Below are 16,140 nucleotides of genomic sequence, written 5' to 3'. Positions count from 1 at the left end.
AGGGCATGGGTCAGAGCCCCACCCCTGCCGCGTACGCCGCCGCTCCCTCCGCCGTCGGCCCCGCCCAGGCCACGTAGCCGTCCGGGCGGATGAGGAAGACGCCGTCGCCGTACGCCCCGTACGGCGGGATGTGGATCGGGCGGGTGCCCGGGAGGGTGGCCTTCGGGGTGGTGCCGACCGTCAGCAGGGTCCAGTGCGGGCCGCGGAAGGCGTCGAAGAGGCGCAGGCCGCCGCGGACGCCGTCCGGGGCGCGGTCGCCGGCCCGGAGGGCGTCCGGCGGGAGGTCCGGGCGGGTTTCCACCGCCAGGGACGAGCCGCGGTAGCCGAGGCCGAGCTGTCGCGTGGCCGTGCCGCGGCGGGCCTCGCCGCGGTGGATCCGGGTCGACAGGCCCAGCATGTCGGCGGCGACGGGCAGCCGTTCCTCCTCGTAGGTGGCGAGGAGGGACTCGGGGGCCGCCCCGCGCAGCACCGCGGCCAGCTTCCAGCCCAGGTTGTAGGCGTCCTGGACGCTGGTGTTGAGCCCCTGGCCGCCGGCCGGCGAGTGGACGTGCGCCGCGTCGCCGACGAGGAAGATCCGGCCCTCCCGGAACCGGTCGGCCAGCGCCGCGCGCGGCCGGAAGTCCGACGCCCAGCGCACCTCGGTCACATCGGCCGCGTCCAGGTGCGAGCGGGCGGTGATCAGTGCGCGGAGGGCGGGGAGGGAGAGGTCCACGGGTCCGGCGGACGACGGGAGCCCGGCCGCGACCTGGAAGTCCTCCGTCCCCGCCAGCGGGCAGATCGCCAGGAAGCCCGCGCCGGCGTCCGGCGGGAAGACGTGCCAGTGGTCCCGGTCGAGGCCGGTGATGCGCACGTCGGCCACCAGCACCGGGTCCGGGTCGACGGTCTCTCCCGTCATGCCGATCCCGAGCGTACGCCGCACCGTGGAGCGGCCGCCGTCGGCGGCGACCGCGTACCGCGCCCGGACCGGCGCGCCGGAGGTGAACTCGGCCGTCACCCCGTCCGCGTCCTGCGCGATGCCGGTCAGTTCCCGGCCGAAGGCGACCTCGCCGCCCAGTTCGGTCAGCCGGGCCAGCAGGATCTCCTGGGTGCGCCACTGGGGAACCATCCACGGCTCGGCGTACGGCGCCTCCTCGCCCCCCGGCCCGGTTTCGTCGGCGTCGAACATGGCGTGCTCCCCGACCCGTTCGCCGTCCCGCCAGATCATCCCGACCGGGTACGGGCCGCCCGCCGCCCGAATGGCGTCGAGGACGCCGAGGTCGTCGAAGACCTCCAGCGTGCGGGGCTGGATGCCCTTGCCGCGCGAGCCCGGGAAGAGGCCGGCGGACCGCTCCACGAGGAGGGCGCGGACCCCGTGGCGGGCGAGGTCGACGGCGAGGGCGAGCCCGGCCGGTCCCGCGCCGACGATCAGTACATCGGTGTCCAACGACTTCTCCTTAACGGTGTTAAGTGACGCGACTCCCCGAGCGTGCCCTTAACGCTGTTAAGCTGTCAAGCGTGGCTACGCGCAGATCCCCCAAGCTCGACAAGAAGCAGGCCGTCGACACCTCCCTCCGGCTGCTGAACGACCTCGGCCTCGACGGGCTCAGCCTGCGCGCCATCGCCAAGGAGCTCGACGTCCAGGCACCCGCCCTGTACTGGCACTTCAAGAACAAGCAGGAACTCCTCGACGAGATGGCGACGGAGATGTACCGCCGGATGACCGCCGACGTCGCCCTCCCGCCGGACCTCTCCTGGCAGGACCGCCTCCTCGCCGCCAACCGCGGCCTGCGCACCGCCCTCCTCCGCTACCGCGACGGCGCCAAGGTCTTCAGCGGCTCCCGCTTCACCGGCACCGAGCACGCGACCCTGATGGAGGAGCACCTGCGCGCCCTCACCGGCGCCGGCTTCACCCTCGCCCAGGCCGTCCGGGCCACCACCACGGCGTACTTCTTCACCCTCGGCTTCGTCACCGAGGAACAGGGCGTCGAGCCCCTCCCCGGCGAACGCCGCGACGGCTACGACGTCGCCGAACGCGCCGAGCGCCTCGCCGGCTTCCCCCTGGCCGCCGACGCCGGAGCCGACCTCTTCCAGGACTACGACCAGGGCTTCGAGGAAGGCCTGCGCCTCGTCGTCGCCGGCATCGCAGCCCGGTACGGGATCGTCCGATGACCGGACGCGGCTACGGGTTCTACCTCCCCTCCAGGCCGGACCCGGCCGTCCTCGGTCCGATCCTCGACGCCGTCTTCGCCGTCGGCGAGGGAGCCGTCGAGGTCGGGCCCGAGGGGGAGGCCGACGGCTGGCGGTGGGACACGCCGATCCAGTGCGGGTACGAGTGGTTCGGGCCCGGCGACATCGCCTGCCAGCTCCACGTCTACGCCGGCCCGGCCGTCCCGGACCCGCCGTCCACCGAGACCGTCGCACGGGCGCTGGCCCGGGAGTTGGGGACGGCCGTGATGACCGACCCGGGCGGCCTGCCGTGGATCTACCGGGTACTGACCCCCGGCGGCGGGTCGACCTTCGCCCGGGTCGACGCCCTGGACGGGCCGGCGAGCCTGGTCACGCACACCCAGGCCCGCGTCGCGGCGTTCCCGGACGCCGTGGTGCAGGGGCTGCCCGAGGTGGTCCGGTCCGCGCCCCTCGCTCCCCCCGGCACCGACCCGCGCCTGTGGCGGTGGACCGACCTGATCTGCCGCATGGAGGCCGGGTGGCCGCCCGTGCGCTGGTACGGGAGCGACATGTACCGCGAGGACCTGGACGAGCGGGACGCGCTGCGCGACCTGGAGGGCGATCCCCGCCTGGAGGCCCTCGACGCCCGGTTCCGGGCGCTGACCGTCGCGGACGACGGCCAGGAGACCGGCGCCGACCCGGCGTCCGCCCCCTGGTACCGGCTCCGGCGCCCCGCCGTACTGCCCTGGCGGGTGCTGCTGCCCGCCGACCCGGCGGCCGCCGACCGGCTGTGGGAGTGGGTCCGGGACGGCGCAGAGGGCGGGGAGGACCTGACGGAGCTCGACTTCAGCGGGGCCGTCCTGGACGGCGCCGACCTCAGCTCGTCCTGGGCCTACGACGCCAAGCTGGCCGGCGCCCGCCTGGTCGGCACCTGCTTCCACCGCTCCCACCTCAACGGCGCCGACCTCAGCGGGGCCGACGCCACCGGCGCCTGCTTCGTACGGGCCGACCTGGATGACGCCGTGCTGCGCGGCACCGTCCTGGACGGCGCCGACCTCGTCCGGGCCGACCTGTACGGGGCCGACCTGCGCGGCGCGAGCCTGCGCGGCGCCCGCATGCTCGGAGCGGGCCTCCACGGCGCCGACCTGCGCGGGGCCGACCTCAGCGGCGCGGTGCTCCGGCAGAACGGCTTCAAGGTGGTGCTGGACGACGACACCCGCGTGGCGGGCCTGACCGGCACCGTACTCGGCCCGGCGGAACACGCGGCGGCCGACGGCACCCGCACCCCGCTCGCCGGAGCGGCCCTGGAGGACTGGATCCGCGCCCGCGGAGGCGACGTACGGGTCAGCGAGTTCGACACCATCAGCACGTAGTCACGACCCCGGGGAGCGGTCGGCCCGGTGCGTTCGGGAAGGACCGGGCCCGAGTCGAAGTTCTCGGCGTACAGGTCGGCCCGGCACACGGCGCGCCGATTCACCACCCGCCCTCCGGCGGGGGCTGTCCCAGGATCCGCACCCGGTGCGCTCCATCCTCCAGCTTCCGCCAGCGCCGGCAGGCGAGGGTTTCCGAAGAAGGGCAAGGCCCCGCCAGCGTCCTGGCTGAAGTCAACCGCCGGACTCGTATCGAATTTGAGTTCGCAACAGCTCACCGGTAGACATTGCCAGGGATAGGTAGATCATCTTCTGGGGGCGGGGAATCTGTGGCGGATCACGTACCGATCAACCCGTGCATGATCCCGCAGTTCACGGGTGATCTGGAGGCCTTGGAGCAGGACCGGACCGCGATCGCGGCCGCCGCGAGCACTTTCCGCGAAGCCGGCGCCGACGTCGACAACGAGTTCCAGGGCTTGGCCGCGTTCTACACCGCACCGGAAGCAGCCCAGCTCTTCGCCACCACGACCCCGGTGCGAACGAACAGCGACTTCTTCGCGGACCAGCTGGAATCGGCCGCGACGGCGCTGGGCGAGTTCGTCGTCGAAGCACGCCCGCTGGTGGCCCGCCTCAAGCAACTCCAAGGGGAAGCCACAGCCTTCACCAACAAGATCATGGGCGACGAGCACTGGAAGGACGACAAGAAGAAGACCGACGAGAACAACGACCTCATCCACGACGTCAACGCGACCGCCGCCGCCTTCTGGACAGCTGAACGGGTATGCGCAAGCAAGATCCGAGCCCTGTGCGGCTTGCCGCCCCTGACCGCCGATGACGGATCGCACGGCGCGAACATGCACGGCTACACCGCCGCCGACCTCAACAAGGTCCAGGACCTGCCCTGGGGCTCACAACTGGCGGAAAGCCACCGCTGGTACGAGATCGGCCACTGGACGAAGTCCTTCGTCTGGGACGGCATCATCGTCGATGGCATCGTGGGCACCGTCCTCGGTCTCGGCACCCTCGTCGGCGTCGACGGAGCGGACGCCGCAGGCCAGGCCTGGAAAGGTCTGGCGAAACTGACGACGGGCCTGGCCCTCACCACGCTGGTCCCCGCATCGAACGTCGTGTTCTGGACCGCCGACGACAAGGCGATGCCCCCCTGGCTCCGCGACTCACGCAACGCGATGAAGGAAACCGGCAAAGCCCTCGTCGCCTGGGACCAGTGGAACAAGAACCCGGCCCGCGCCGCCGGCGCAGTCACCTTCAACGTCCTGACCACCGTCTTCAGCAGCGGCGCAGGTACCGGGGCCAAGACCGGCGCGTTCGCCAAGGCCATCAGCGCGGCGGGCAAAGCCGGACGCCTCATCGACCCCATGACCTACGTCGGCCAGGCCGCCGGCAAGGCCGGCTCCCTCGCCTTCAGCAAACTCAAGATCGGTGAACTCTTCGCCAACCTCGGCAAGGCCGACGGAGCCTTCCCTAAAGTCGACGACGTCACCTGGAAGGACCTACCCAAGGCCGACGCCCCCGGTGTCACCTTCCCCCACCCTGCCGAAACCGTCCGTCTTCCCGACGACGCCCTCGGACGCCCCCAGTACTACGACAAGACCACCAACCAACTCCTCGACCACACCGGCACCCCCAAACAAGACCTCACCGCCATCCCCAAAGGCACCGACCACCCCCTCGCCGAAACCCCCACCCGCCAGGAAGCCACCGTCGGCGCCCCGAGCACCCACACCGCGGCAGGCGCAACCCACACCCCCGGCGGAGTCGCGGACAACACCCCGCGCAACAGCCACACAGAACCGGACGGTGGCGGGAGCACCCGCCCAGGCAGCACAGACACCACCCCCACAGGCGGCAGTCGAGGCGACGGCCCCGCAGTCCCCCACCAAGGCGGAAACGCCACCGACAACCTCGGCCCCGCACCGGCCCATGGCCACGCTGGAGCCGGCCATGGTACCGGTGGTCCCGCGGGTGACGGCGCGCGGGCTGGTGACAACACATCCACTCGGAGCAGCGCGCCCGCACACCCGGACCCAGTGGTTCAGCGCCACGTCGATCTGGCGAATGACAATCCCGAGTGGCGTCGGCAGCACTACCGGAAGAACGCTCGCCGCCTGAGCGCGGAAGGGACGGACGAGCTCGGAAACCCGCTGAGCATGCTGCGCGAGACGGGGGATCCGGCACGGCCCTACACTGCGACAGACGTACAAGTCCTGAGCCCTACCTACTTGGGTCCCAGGGTCCACGGGGACCTGTCGACCCTTCACCCCGATTACCTCGAGGGACTACACCAGCGAGCGGCGGATCGTAGCACTGCCATCGCATACGATAACGCCGCCGAACGAGTCAAACTGGCTGCAATTGCAGAATATGACAGCTTCCCGACGCCAGAAAACGAAATCATTGCTAGGGAAGCCGTTTACGAATATAAGAGCACGCACACGGCGATGGGTGACGCCGGCGAACATCTCGGTGAAGATGCCGCGAAGTTCCATGCGATGCGCGACATCGACCCGCACGCGGTCAGGCTGGATGACGGAGCACGCGGGGCGCACCGGTTCGACCAGATTTGGCAGACATCCGACGGCCGTTACGTCGTCATAGAAGCCAAAGCTTCGCCCACAACCAAGCTGGGCGGCCGCAATCTTCCCGGCGGAGAGGTGCGGGCACTGCAGGGAACGCCCGAGTATTTCGATGAAATACTCCTGCAAATGCACAGTCGAGGAGAAAGCGACTTGGCTGACGCATTGACGATAGCGCGCCAGGATTCAAACCTGGACTATATCGAAATTAAGGCCAATCCCGTGGATGGTCGCTACAATGGCTACTTCAAGAGATTCTTCGATATTGGCAGAGGATGATCAATGTGACTGTACTCGTCCCCCGGCATGAGCTGCCCGGTGATCTGGGAAGCCGTGCCGAGAAGCTCGACAAGAGCGCAGCGCGGAACGTCGAGCGGCTGGAGTCGTCGCCCGCCGGGTTCCGGCTGGCCTTCGGGACGGCACTGCTCGCGGCCTTCACGCACTGCGGCGAGGACCCTCGCGCAGCCGGCCTGGCGACCTGGGAGGCGTGGGTGACGGCCACGCAGGTCGGCTCCGCGCTCTTCGCCACGTCGACCGCGACGACCGGCACGGTGAAGTGCCGCATCACCGACGAAGTGCGGGTCATCCCGGCGACCGGGCCGCAGTACCACAGCAACGCGGAGAACTGGATCAACGCCTTCTGGCTGGCGATCGCCTGCGGCGAGCCGGACCGGATGACGGCCCTGGCCCGGGTACCCCTGGAGCTCTTGCGGGCTTCGGGTGCCGAGTACGACGCGTACGTCTACCCGTGGATCGCGACCCTGCAGACCTGGTGGCTCGGCGGCGGCGAGCTGGGCGGGCTGCTGGACGCGGCGATCGCAGGTACCGACCCGGAGGGACTCGAGGGCGATGACCGGGACCTGATGCTGCGGGTCCTCTACCCCCCGATGAACCTCTTCCTGAACTACCTCACCGGCGACCACGCACGCTTCAACGAAGCCCTGGCCCAGGCCCTCCAGTGGCACAAGGAGTACTGGACGCGCGCGGACGGGGGCGCGGCTGCGGGCAACGCGAGCAGCTTCGTCGCCCTCGGCCCGCTGGCCATGGCCTGCCTGGCCCGCGACGCGGGATTCCCCCTGACCGTCGAGTCCGAATACCTGCCGAAGCACCTCGTCGCCCGCAGCTGGGTCGGCGAGTTCGACACCATCAGCACGTAATAACGACCCCGGGGAGCGGTCGGCCCCGCACACGGCGTGCCGCCCCCTGGGCAGAGCGTGGGCAATATTCGAGGAGTCATAACGTGGCTACGACCGTTTCCCGGCACTCGTTCCCCACGGAACATGCCGCCGAAGTCTTGCGGTGCTGACCAGTAGTGCGGGCCGGCTCGTCGACGGCCTGGAGGAAGACCCCACCGATCTGGGAGACGCCCTGCACCTGACGCTCACGCTGGCGAAGTCCCACTGCCTCCTGGATCCCGAGGCCGGCGAGCTCACCACCTGGGAGTCCTGGGTGACCGCCATGCAAACCGCCTCGGCGCTGTTCACCGCAGCCTCCACGGGCGGGGGGACCGTGACGTGTCGCATTGCGGACAAGGTCCGAGTCCTGCCGGCGACGGGCCCGCAGCCCTACGCCGACGCGGGAGCCTGGCTGGTGGCCTTCTACCTGGCAGTCGTCTGCCGCGAGAAGGCGCGACTGACGGCTCTGAGCCACATTCCTGTTTCCATGCTCCGTGAGTCCGGCTCTCGAAACGACGAGTACGTCTACGCGTGGGTGGAGACGCTCCAGACGTACTGGTCGGGCGGCACGGGCCTGGGCGACAAGCTGGTCGCCGCGGTCGACGGCACCGACCCGTCAGTTGTTTCCGTCACCGATGAGGAGCTCGTGGCGCAAATTCTCTATCCGCCGATGGAGCTTTTCCACCGCTTTCTCCGCCAGGACCACGACGGTTTCAACAGAGCGCTGGTCGATGCCCTCCAGTGGCACAAGGAGTATTGGAGCGACGGGGACCGCGCCCTGCAGGGTGCTGGCCTGGTCGCGCTCGCCCCACTGGCCATGGTCTGTCTCGCCCACGATGCGGACTTTCCGATCGATGTTCGGTCGGAGTATCTGCCGAAGCACCTCGTCGCCCGCAGCTGGGTCGGCGAGTTCGACACCGTCAGCACGTAGTCAGGACCTGCGGGTGGCGGCGTGCGGTCGTGCACGCCCCGAGCGCGGCACGGCAGCCGCCACCCCACGACCCGCACTCGTCAAGGCACAGGACCCTTGGCGTCCCCTCGCGACGAATCGCTCACCACCAGGGTGATCAACAGGTGACGAACCGTCAACACCTCGTTAGAGGTACACGCGCGGTTCCCGCATCAGCCCACATTTTTTCGGGACCCCCTCAGGGCCCTCCGCCGCGGCCCGGTCGATCTCGCACCAGATGCGTTTGCCCGCGCCCTCGCGCTGCCAGCCCCACCGGTCCGCGAGGCCGTCCACCAGCTCCAGGCCGCGTCCGCCGGTGTCCTCGCCGCCGGCCTGGCGCCGGGCCGGGGCACGGTCGCTGGCGTCGGCGACCTCGACCCGCACCCCCGGTCCCCCGAGCAGCATCCGGAGCACGGCCGGACAGCCCGTGTGCACGACCGCGTTCGTGACCAGCTCGGAGATCAGCAGGATCAGCGTCTCGGCGAGCGGCTCGTCGTCCCCTATGCCGGACCCCGCCAGCCGGGACCGTGCCCACCGGCGCGCCCGGCCGACCTCGGCGGGGTCCGGTCCTACCTCCAGCTGTACCTGAAGCACCTGCACCGCTCACACCATCCGAACCGGCGGACACTTCGCCTCGCGACGGGATGGGATCACCCGCTGTGACCCCCGTGCCGAGCAGCATGGTTGACGTACAGTCACCACAACAAGCGCTTCGGGCATATTCCAGCGCGAAGGAGTAGGCGTGGTGCATACTGTGCGACGCTCACGCCGCTCAACCGCTCGCATCGTCGGAGCGTACCGTGGCACGCCCCCGCCTCCGGGCCGCATCGGGCTGGGTGAAGGACACAAACCGATATCAACTCTCTGTAATCGGACATGCGTCCCGCCCCGTCCCTCCCGTGCCCTGCCGGGTCCTGCACGGACCTCCCGTCACAGCCCGCTACGGCGACCCGCCCCCTACGGCGCCGCGTCCCGCTCCAGCGCCTCCGCCAGCAGCTCCTGCGCCAGCAGTTCCTCCGCCCCCGCCGCCGTGCGCCACTGCTCCGCCCGCACCCAGGCCCGCTTCAGGTGCAGGTGGACGTCCGCCTCCCACGTGAAGCCCATTCCCCCGTGCACCTGGAGGCAGTCCCGCGCGCCCCGCACGGCCGCCCCGTCCGCGAGCAGCTTCGCGGCGGCGATCTCGGCGGGGTCGCCGGTCACCGCCGCCGCGTAGACCGCCGTACGGGCCACCTCGGCCCGGACCAGCATTCGCGAGCACAGGTGCTTGACGGCCTGGAAGCTCCCGATCGGCCGCCCGAACTGCTCGCGCTCCCCCGCGTACCGCACCGCCAGCTCCACCGTCCGCAGCGCGCTCCCGGCCTGGAGCGCCGCCGTCAGCAGCGCCCCCGCGTCCCGGTACTCGGCGGGCAGCGCTCCGGCGGCCCGCCACAGCGGGGTCAGCGGATCCGCCGACCGCACCGGCTCCCCCGCCGGGACGCCGTCCGCCCCCAGCACGGCGTCGGCCTCCCCCAGGTGCGCCACCAGCGGCCCCCGGAGGTCGAACGCGGTCACCACCGCCGAGCCCGAAGCCGCCCCCGGAACCACCCCGGCAGCCAGGTGGGTGGCCACCAGTGGCCCCGGCACCAGCGCCCGCCCGGCCTCCTCGAAGACGACCACCGCCTCCGGCAGGCCGAGGCCCACCCCGCCCTCGGACTCCGGCAGCCGCAGCGAGAAGAAGCCCGCCTCGCCCAGCTCCCGCCACAGCCCCCGGTCCACGGCCCCGCCGCCCCCGTCGGCCGCGGCCGCCTCCGCCCGCGCCACCGACGCCCGCAGCGCGTCGCGCCCGTACCGCCCCGCCAGCAGGTCCCGTACGCCCGCCCGCAGGTCCCGCTGCTCCGGCGTCGGCTGGAAGTCCACCGCCCTCACCGCCCCTTCGGCAGGCCGAGGATCCGCTCGGCCACGATGTCGTGCTGGATCTGCGAGGTGCCCGCCGCGATGGTGTACGACAGCGACGAGAGCCGCTCCGCCGTCCACTCCTCCTCCAGGGACAGGGACCGGGCCCCCAGGACCGCCGCGGCCGCCTCGTACAGTTCCTGCCGCGCGTGCGAGTACGCCAGCTTGAAGACGCTGCCGCCCGCGCCCGGGACGCCGCCGGAGCGCTGTGCCGCGCTGACGTTCCACTGCGTCAGCCTCCACAGGGCCCCGAACTCCCCGTAGAGCCGTCCGAGGGTGCGGCGCAGGACGGGATCGTCCCAGCAGCCGTTCTCCTTCGCGGTCCGGGCCAGCCGGGACAGGGTCCGCCGGCAGGCGACGACCTCGCCGACGAAGGCGGTGCCGCGCTCGAAGGACAGGGTCACCATCGTGACCCGCCAGCCGTCGTTCTCGGCGCCGACCCGGTTGTCCACCGGGATGCGGACCTCGTCCAGGAACACCTCCGCGAACTCGGCCGACCCCGCCAGCGTGCGCAGCGGCCGGACCGTGACGCCGGGCGCGTCCATCGGCATCGCCAGCCAGGAGATCCCGCGGTGCTTGGGCGCCGCCGGGTCGGTCCGCACCAGCAGCTCGCACCAGTCGGCGACCTCGGCGTGCGAGGTCCAGATCTTCGACCCGGTGACCACGTACGCGTCCCCGTCGCGCACCGCCCGCGTGCGCAGGGAGGCCAGGTCGGAGCCGGCACCGGGCTCGCTGAAGCCCTGGCACCACACCTCGTCCCCGCGCAGCACCGGCGGCAGCCAGCGCGCCCGCTGCCCGGCGGTGCCCTCGGCGGCGATGGTGGGCCCGGCGTGCAGCAGGCCGACGAAGTTGGCGCCGACGTACGGGGCCCCCGCGCGCTCGGTCTCCTCCAGGAAGATCAGGTGCTGGGTCGGGGTGGCCCCCCGCCCGCCGGCGTCGACGGGCCAGTGCAGGCCCGCGTAGCCGGCGTCGTACAGCCGCCGCTGCCAGCCCAGGTCGTAGGCGCGCCGGCCCGGCCAGTCGTCGGGCGAGGGCCTGGCGGGCAGCTCGGGCAGCACCTTGGCGAGCCAGGCGCGCAGCCGGGTGCGGAACTCCTGCTCCTCCTCGGTGTAGGACAGGTCCATCAGCGCGCCCGGTCCCGGTCGAGGGGCAGGCCCAGCATGCGGATGGCGTTGCCGCGCATCAGCTTGTAGACCGTCTCCTCGTCGAGGCCCGCCACGTGGTCGAGGGCGACCTCCTTGGTGTGCGGGAAGGTCGAGTCGACGTGCGGGTAGTCGGTCTCGAAGGTGGCGTTGTCGCGGCCGACGACGTCCAGCGAGGCGATGCCGTGCTTGTCGCGGAAGAAGCAGCAGTAGATCTGCCGGTAGTAGTACGTGGACGGCGGCTCGGGGATGAGCCCGCGCACCCCGCCCCACGCGCGGTGCTCCCGCCAGACGTCGTCGGCGCGTTCCAGCGCGTACGGGATCCAGCCCATCTGGCCTTCGCTGTAGGCGAGTTTCAGGGCCGGGAAGGTGACCAGGACGCCGCTGAAGAGGAAGTCCATCATCGAGGCCATGGCGTTGTTGAAGCTCAGGGAGGCCTGCACGGCGGGCGGCGCGTCGGGGGAGGCGGCGGGCATCTGGGAGGAGGAGCCGATGTGCATGTTGACGACGGTGCCGGTCTCCTGGCAGACGGCGAAGAAAGGGTCCCAGTACCCGGAGTGGATGGACGGCAGCCCCAGGTGGGTCGGGATCTCGGAGAAGGTCACGGCGCGCACGCCCCGGGCGGCGTTGCGGCGGACCTCCGCGACGGCGAGGTCGATGTCCCAGAGCGGGATGATGCACAGGGGGATCAGCCGGCCGCCGCTGTCGCCGCACCATTCCTCGACCATCCAGTCGTTGTAGGCGCGCACGCAGGCCAGCGCCACCTCCTTGTCGTGGGCCTCGGCGAAGGTCTGGCCGCAGAAGCGGGGGAAGGTCGGGAAGCACAGGGAGGCCTCGACGTGGTTGAGGTCCATGTCGGCGAGCCGCGCCGCGGGGTCCCAGCAGCCGCGCCGCATCTCGTCGCGGGTGATGCCCTCCAGGGTCATGTCGTCGCGGTCGAAGCCGACGGCGGCGATGTTGCGCTTGTACGGGAACTTCAGGTCCTCGTAGATCCACCAGTCGGTCGGCGGGCCGTCGGGGTCCATGGTGATCACGTACTTGCCGCCGGTGTACTCCAGCTCGCCGATGCCGGCGGTGAGGGGTTTGGGTCCGCGGTCGCGGTACTTCGCGGGCAGCCACACGTCGAAGAGGTGGGCGGGCTCGATCACGTGGTCGTCGACGCTGATGATCCGAGGCAGTTCCAGTGCCATACGCTCGCGCTCCTTCTCCCCAATCTGATGCATCGTCAGAAACAAGCTAGCCCCGCCACCCCTGGACCGACAAGCGCCGGAGCCCTACGCTCTGCCCTTGATCTGACTAACCGTCAGCTGGCGTCGCGCCGGCACGCCCAGGGGGAGGCCCCGGATGACGACCACGGAAACGGCGACGGCCACGGCCACGGCCACGACGGCGGACGCGACCCCCGGAACCCCCCGGACGGCGACGGCCACGACGGCGGACGCCGCCGCCACCGCGACGGAGCTGAGCCGGTCCGCGACCCTCTGGGAGCTGATCGCCCGCCGCGCCGCCCTCACCCCCGCCGCCCCCGCCCTCATCGAGGCCGCCGAGGACCCCGCCGCCGACCGCACCCTCACCTTCGGCGGGCTGCGCGACCGCGCCGAACGCGTCGCCGCCGGTCTCCACGGCATGGGCGTACGCCCCGGCACGGTCGTCGCCTGGCAGCTGCCCACCCGCATCGAGACGGTCCTGCTCTCGGCGGCCCTCGCCCGCCTCGGCGCCGTCCAGTCGCCCGTGATCCCCTTCTACCGCGACCGCGAGGCCGGCTTCGCGCTGCGCGAGTCCAAGGCGGAGTTCTTCGCCGTGCCCGGCGTCTGGCGCGGCTTCGACCACACCGCCATGGCCGCCCGGCTCGGCGCGCGCGGCGTCTTCGAGGCGTACGCGGACCTCCCCGACGGTGACCCCGCCGTCCTGCCCCCGCCGCCCGCCGACGGCACCTCCGTGCGCTGGATCTACTGGACCTCGGGCACCACCTCCGACCCCAAGGGCGTCCTGCACACCGACCGCTCCCTGATCGCGGGCGGCTCCTGCCTCGCCCACGCCCTGCGCCCGACCCCGGCCGACGTCGGCTCGATGGCCTTCCCGTACGCGCACATAGCCGGCCCGGACTACACGGTGATGCTGCTGCTGTACGGGTTCCCGGCGGTGCTCTTCGAGAAGTTCGCGATGCCGGACGCGCTGGACGGCTACCGGCGCCACGGGGTGACCATCGCCGGGGGCTCCACCGCCTTCTACTCCATGTTCCTGGCCGAGCAGCGCAAGGACCCCGGCGTCAGGCTGCTGCCGAGCCTGCGGCTGCTGGCGGGCGGCGGCGCCCCCAAGCCCCCGGAGGTCTACCACGCGGTGGTGCGCGAGCTGGGCTGCCAGCTGACCCACGGCTACGGCATGACCGAGGTCCCGATGATCACCATGGGGTCGCCGGACGACACCCCCGACCACCTCGCCACCACCGAGGGCCGCCCCCCGCAGGGCATGTCCATCCGCATCACCGCCCCCGACGGCACCCCCCTGCCGGCCGGCACCGACGGCGAGGTCCGGCTGCGCGGCGAGGCCGTCTGCCAGGGCTACCTCAACCGGGCGGACTCGGACGGGGCCTTCGACGCCGACGGCTACCTGATCACCGGCGACCTCGGCCACCTCACCACTTCCGGCCATCTGGTCCTGACCGGACGCAGCAAGGACGTCATCATCCGCAAGGGCGAGAACATCTCGGCGAAGGAGATCGAGGACCTCCTCCACCCGCTCCCCGGCGTCGGCGACGTGGCCGTCATCGGCCTGCCGGACGAGGAGCGCGGCGAACGGGTCTGCGCCGTCGTCGAGCAGCCCCCGGCCGCGGCTCCGCTCACCCTGCCCCAGGTCACGGCGCACCTGCGCGCCCAGGGGCTCGCCCCCCACAAGCTCCCCGAGCAGCTGGAGCTGGTCGAAGCGCTGCCCCGCAACGACGCCCTGCGCAAGGTGCTGAAGTACCGGCTGCGCGAGCGCTACAGCTGAAGCGGCAGGGGCCTGACACCAAGGTGTCAGGCCCCTTGGTGCCGGTCCGGAAACCTTCCCCGGGGCTTCCGCGCCGAGCAGGATGGTGATCACCGGAACGGCGGCGGGTACGAAACCCGGAGCCGGGGCCGAAGGGGCGACCAGCCCCCTCGGCCCGGGCACCCGCCTTCCGGATCCACCGGAACACGCGCCAGCCAGGGGGCACCGTCATGTCGAAGACCACTCAGAGCACCGCCGTCGCCAACTCCGCGGACCGCTCCATCGGGTGGGACTGAGCGGCATGCTCCTCGTCCGGCTCCCCCTCGTCAGCCACACCGGGGCACCGGGTACGGACAGCGGGGCGAGCCTCCTCCAGGACGCCCTCTGGGCCCACGCCGGCCCGCAGCACGCCCTCGAACACGTACGGGTGCGTCCCCTGCCCCAGGGGATGAGCGTGGCCCTCTTCGTCCGGGCCGAGAACGACGCCCGGGCCCATGAGAAGGCCCGCGCCCTCCTCACCGCCGTCCTCGGGACCGGCGCGGCCCGCCACTACTCGCTCGGCCCGCTGATCCGGTACTGACCGGCTCCCGGAACCCCACCGACGTCCCCACCGCCACCAGGGACCGCTGCTCCTGCAGGGCAGCTGTCACCCCGGCGGCCGGGCCGCCGCGCCCGCCCCTCCCCTGCCCGGGACTCCCGGCGCCGGAGCGGGCCGGCCCCCTCCCCGCGCGACAGCGCTGCTCACACACTTCCCCGGCCCTGACGCCTCGGGCCGCCATGCCCTCTCGGAGACACCACCATGACCTCGTACCGCTCCTCCCGCATGCTCGCCACCGCCCTCACCACCCTCGTCGCCGCCCCGATGCTGGCCGTCGCCCTGCCCGCGGTCTCGGCGCACGCCGAGTCCCAGACCGTGGCCTCGATCGCCCGCAACGAGGTCGGCGGCACGTGCAGCGACTACAACTGCCAGTACCCCGGCGCCTGGTGCGCCGAGTTCACCAGATGGGTGTGGAACAAGGCCGGGGCGAACACCTCCGGCATCAGCGCCGCGGCCGTCAGCATCTACCAGTACGGCAAGAACAAGGGAACGCTGCACAGCACCCCGCAGGTCGGTGACGCGGTCCTCTACGACAGGGACGGCAGCCTGAACGACGGCGATGCCGACCACGTCAACATCGTCGTCGCCGTCTCCGGGGACGACATCCAGACGGTCGGCGGCAACGAGAGCGGGGGCGTGCGCTTCCGCAGCTGGTTCAACTGGAAGACCAACTCCAGCCCGGTGGGCGCCGGCCGCGCCCTGGCCTTCGTCGGCCCGGCCGGCCTGGCCGAGACCCCCACGGCCCCGGTGAGCAAGGCCGGCGACCTCTTCCACGCCACCCGCCTGGTCGACGGCAGCTGGGAGGGCTTCGCACCGCTGAACGGCTTCGGCGGCGCGGCCTTCTTCAACGCCTCGCAGGAGTCCATCGCCGCGACCCCGGACGGTTCCACGCAGACCCTGGCCACGGGCAACGACGGCAAGCTCTACCACACCGCCCGGTACGCGGACCGCTCCTGGACGGGCTGGGCCCCGCTCGCCGGATACGACGGCGCCGCCGACTTCGCCGCCAAGGACCAGGCGATCACGGGCATGGGCAACGGTGACGCCCACGTCATGGCCATCGGCAACGACAGCAAGATCTACGAGAACACCCGCTTCAAGAACGGCACCTGGGCCGGCTGGACCCCCGTCGGAGCCTGGCAGGCCAAGAAGATCGCCACCGCCGGACTGCCCGACGGCAGCACCCAGACCCTCATCGTCGGCAACGACGGCAACCTCTACCACGCCACCCGCAGCGTCGAAGGAACCTGGACCGGCTGGAACGCCGT

13 protein-coding genes are annotated in these 16,140 nt (G+C 71.7%); 8 read left to right on the top strand and 5 right to left on the bottom strand.

Annotated features, from left to right (window positions below):
- Positions 1 to 10: 10 nt before the first annotated feature.
- Positions 11 to 1,423 carry an FAD-dependent monooxygenase gene (locus tag AB0D45_RS16510; protein WP_362459296.1) on the bottom strand — a complete coding sequence of 471 codons (1,413 nt, stop codon included), beginning with the start codon at positions 1,421 to 1,423 and terminating at the stop codon, positions 11 to 13.
- Positions 1,424 to 1,494: 71 nt separating this feature from the next.
- On the opposite strand from AB0D45_RS16510, the gene AB0D45_RS16505 reads away from it, so the two are divergent.
- From AB0D45_RS16505 to AB0D45_RS16485, 5 genes are all read left to right on the top strand, one after another.
- Positions 1,495 to 2,148 carry a TetR/AcrR family transcriptional regulator gene (locus tag AB0D45_RS16505; protein WP_362459293.1) on the top strand — a complete coding sequence of 218 codons (654 nt, stop codon included), beginning with the start codon at positions 1,495 to 1,497 and terminating at the stop codon, positions 2,146 to 2,148.
- Positions 2,145 to 3,518 carry a pentapeptide repeat-containing protein gene (locus AB0D45_RS16500; protein WP_362459290.1) on the top strand — a complete coding sequence of 458 codons (1,374 nt, stop codon included), beginning with the start codon at positions 2,145 to 2,147 and terminating at the stop codon, positions 3,516 to 3,518. Before AB0D45_RS16505 ends, AB0D45_RS16500 begins: the two co-directional genes overlap by 4 nt.
- 356 nt (positions 3,519 to 3,874) lie before the next feature.
- Entirely contained in the window at positions 3,875 to 6,388 is a 2,514-nt protein-coding gene (locus AB0D45_RS16495) for a hypothetical protein (RefSeq protein ID WP_362459287.1), read from the top strand.
- A 5-nt stretch (positions 6,389 to 6,393) separates the two neighbouring features.
- Positions 6,394 to 7,266 carry an immunity 49 family protein gene (locus AB0D45_RS16490; protein WP_362459284.1) on the top strand — a complete coding sequence of 291 codons (873 nt, stop codon included), beginning with the start codon at positions 6,394 to 6,396 and terminating at the stop codon, positions 7,264 to 7,266.
- A gap of 142 nt (positions 7,267 to 7,408) precedes the next feature.
- The gene (locus AB0D45_RS16485; RefSeq protein WP_362459281.1) at positions 7,409 to 8,215 is read left to right on the top strand and encodes an immunity 49 family protein; all 807 of its coding nucleotides are present in this window, start codon (positions 7,409 to 7,411) and stop codon (positions 8,213 to 8,215) included.
- A gap of 165 nt (positions 8,216 to 8,380) precedes the next feature.
- On the opposite strand, the gene AB0D45_RS16480 is transcribed toward AB0D45_RS16485, so the two are convergent.
- From AB0D45_RS16480 to AB0D45_RS16465, 4 genes are all read right to left on the bottom strand, one after another.
- Positions 8,381 to 8,833: an ATP-binding protein gene (locus AB0D45_RS16480; RefSeq protein WP_362459278.1), complete on the bottom strand. Its 453-nt coding sequence runs from the start codon at positions 8,831 to 8,833 to the stop codon at positions 8,381 to 8,383.
- A gap of 357 nt (positions 8,834 to 9,190) precedes the next feature.
- Positions 9,191 to 10,129, bottom strand: a complete 939-nt coding sequence (locus tag AB0D45_RS16475; RefSeq protein WP_362459275.1) for an acyl-CoA dehydrogenase — start codon at positions 10,127 to 10,129, stop codon at positions 9,191 to 9,193.
- A 5-nt stretch (positions 10,130 to 10,134) separates the two neighbouring features.
- A complete protein-coding gene (locus tag AB0D45_RS16470) occupies positions 10,135 to 11,289 on the bottom strand; it encodes an acyl-CoA dehydrogenase (protein ID WP_362459272.1) in 1,155 nt (384 codons plus the stop codon).
- Positions 11,289 to 12,497 (bottom strand): amidohydrolase family protein, encoded by a 1,209-nt coding sequence (locus AB0D45_RS16465; protein ID WP_362459269.1) that lies wholly within the window; start codon positions 12,495 to 12,497, stop codon positions 11,289 to 11,291. The genes AB0D45_RS16470 and AB0D45_RS16465 overlap by 1 nt, the downstream gene beginning before the upstream one ends.
- Positions 12,498 to 12,651: 154 nt before the next feature.
- On the opposite strand from AB0D45_RS16465, the gene AB0D45_RS16460 reads away from it, so the two are divergent.
- From AB0D45_RS16460 to AB0D45_RS16450, 3 genes are all read left to right on the top strand, one after another.
- Positions 12,652 to 14,295: an AMP-binding protein gene (locus AB0D45_RS16460; protein ID WP_362459266.1), complete on the top strand. Its 1,644-nt coding sequence runs from the start codon at positions 12,652 to 12,654 to the stop codon at positions 14,293 to 14,295.
- A gap of 280 nt (positions 14,296 to 14,575) precedes the next feature.
- Entirely contained in the window at positions 14,576 to 14,854 is a 279-nt protein-coding gene (locus tag AB0D45_RS16455; RefSeq protein ID WP_362459263.1) for a hypothetical protein, read from the top strand.
- Positions 14,855 to 15,073: 219 nt separating this feature from the next.
- Positions 15,074 to 16,140, top strand: a 1,067-nt coding sequence (locus tag AB0D45_RS16450; protein WP_362459260.1) for a CHAP domain-containing protein, incomplete at its 3' end; no start/stop codon positions are given.

Source organism: Streptomyces sp. NPDC048352 (assembly GCF_040651895.1).
Lineage (GTDB): Bacteria > Actinomycetota > Actinomycetes > Streptomycetales > Streptomycetaceae > Streptomyces.
Note: the sequence above shows the minus strand (reverse complement) of the source record. Positions and strands in the feature narration are given on the sequence as shown.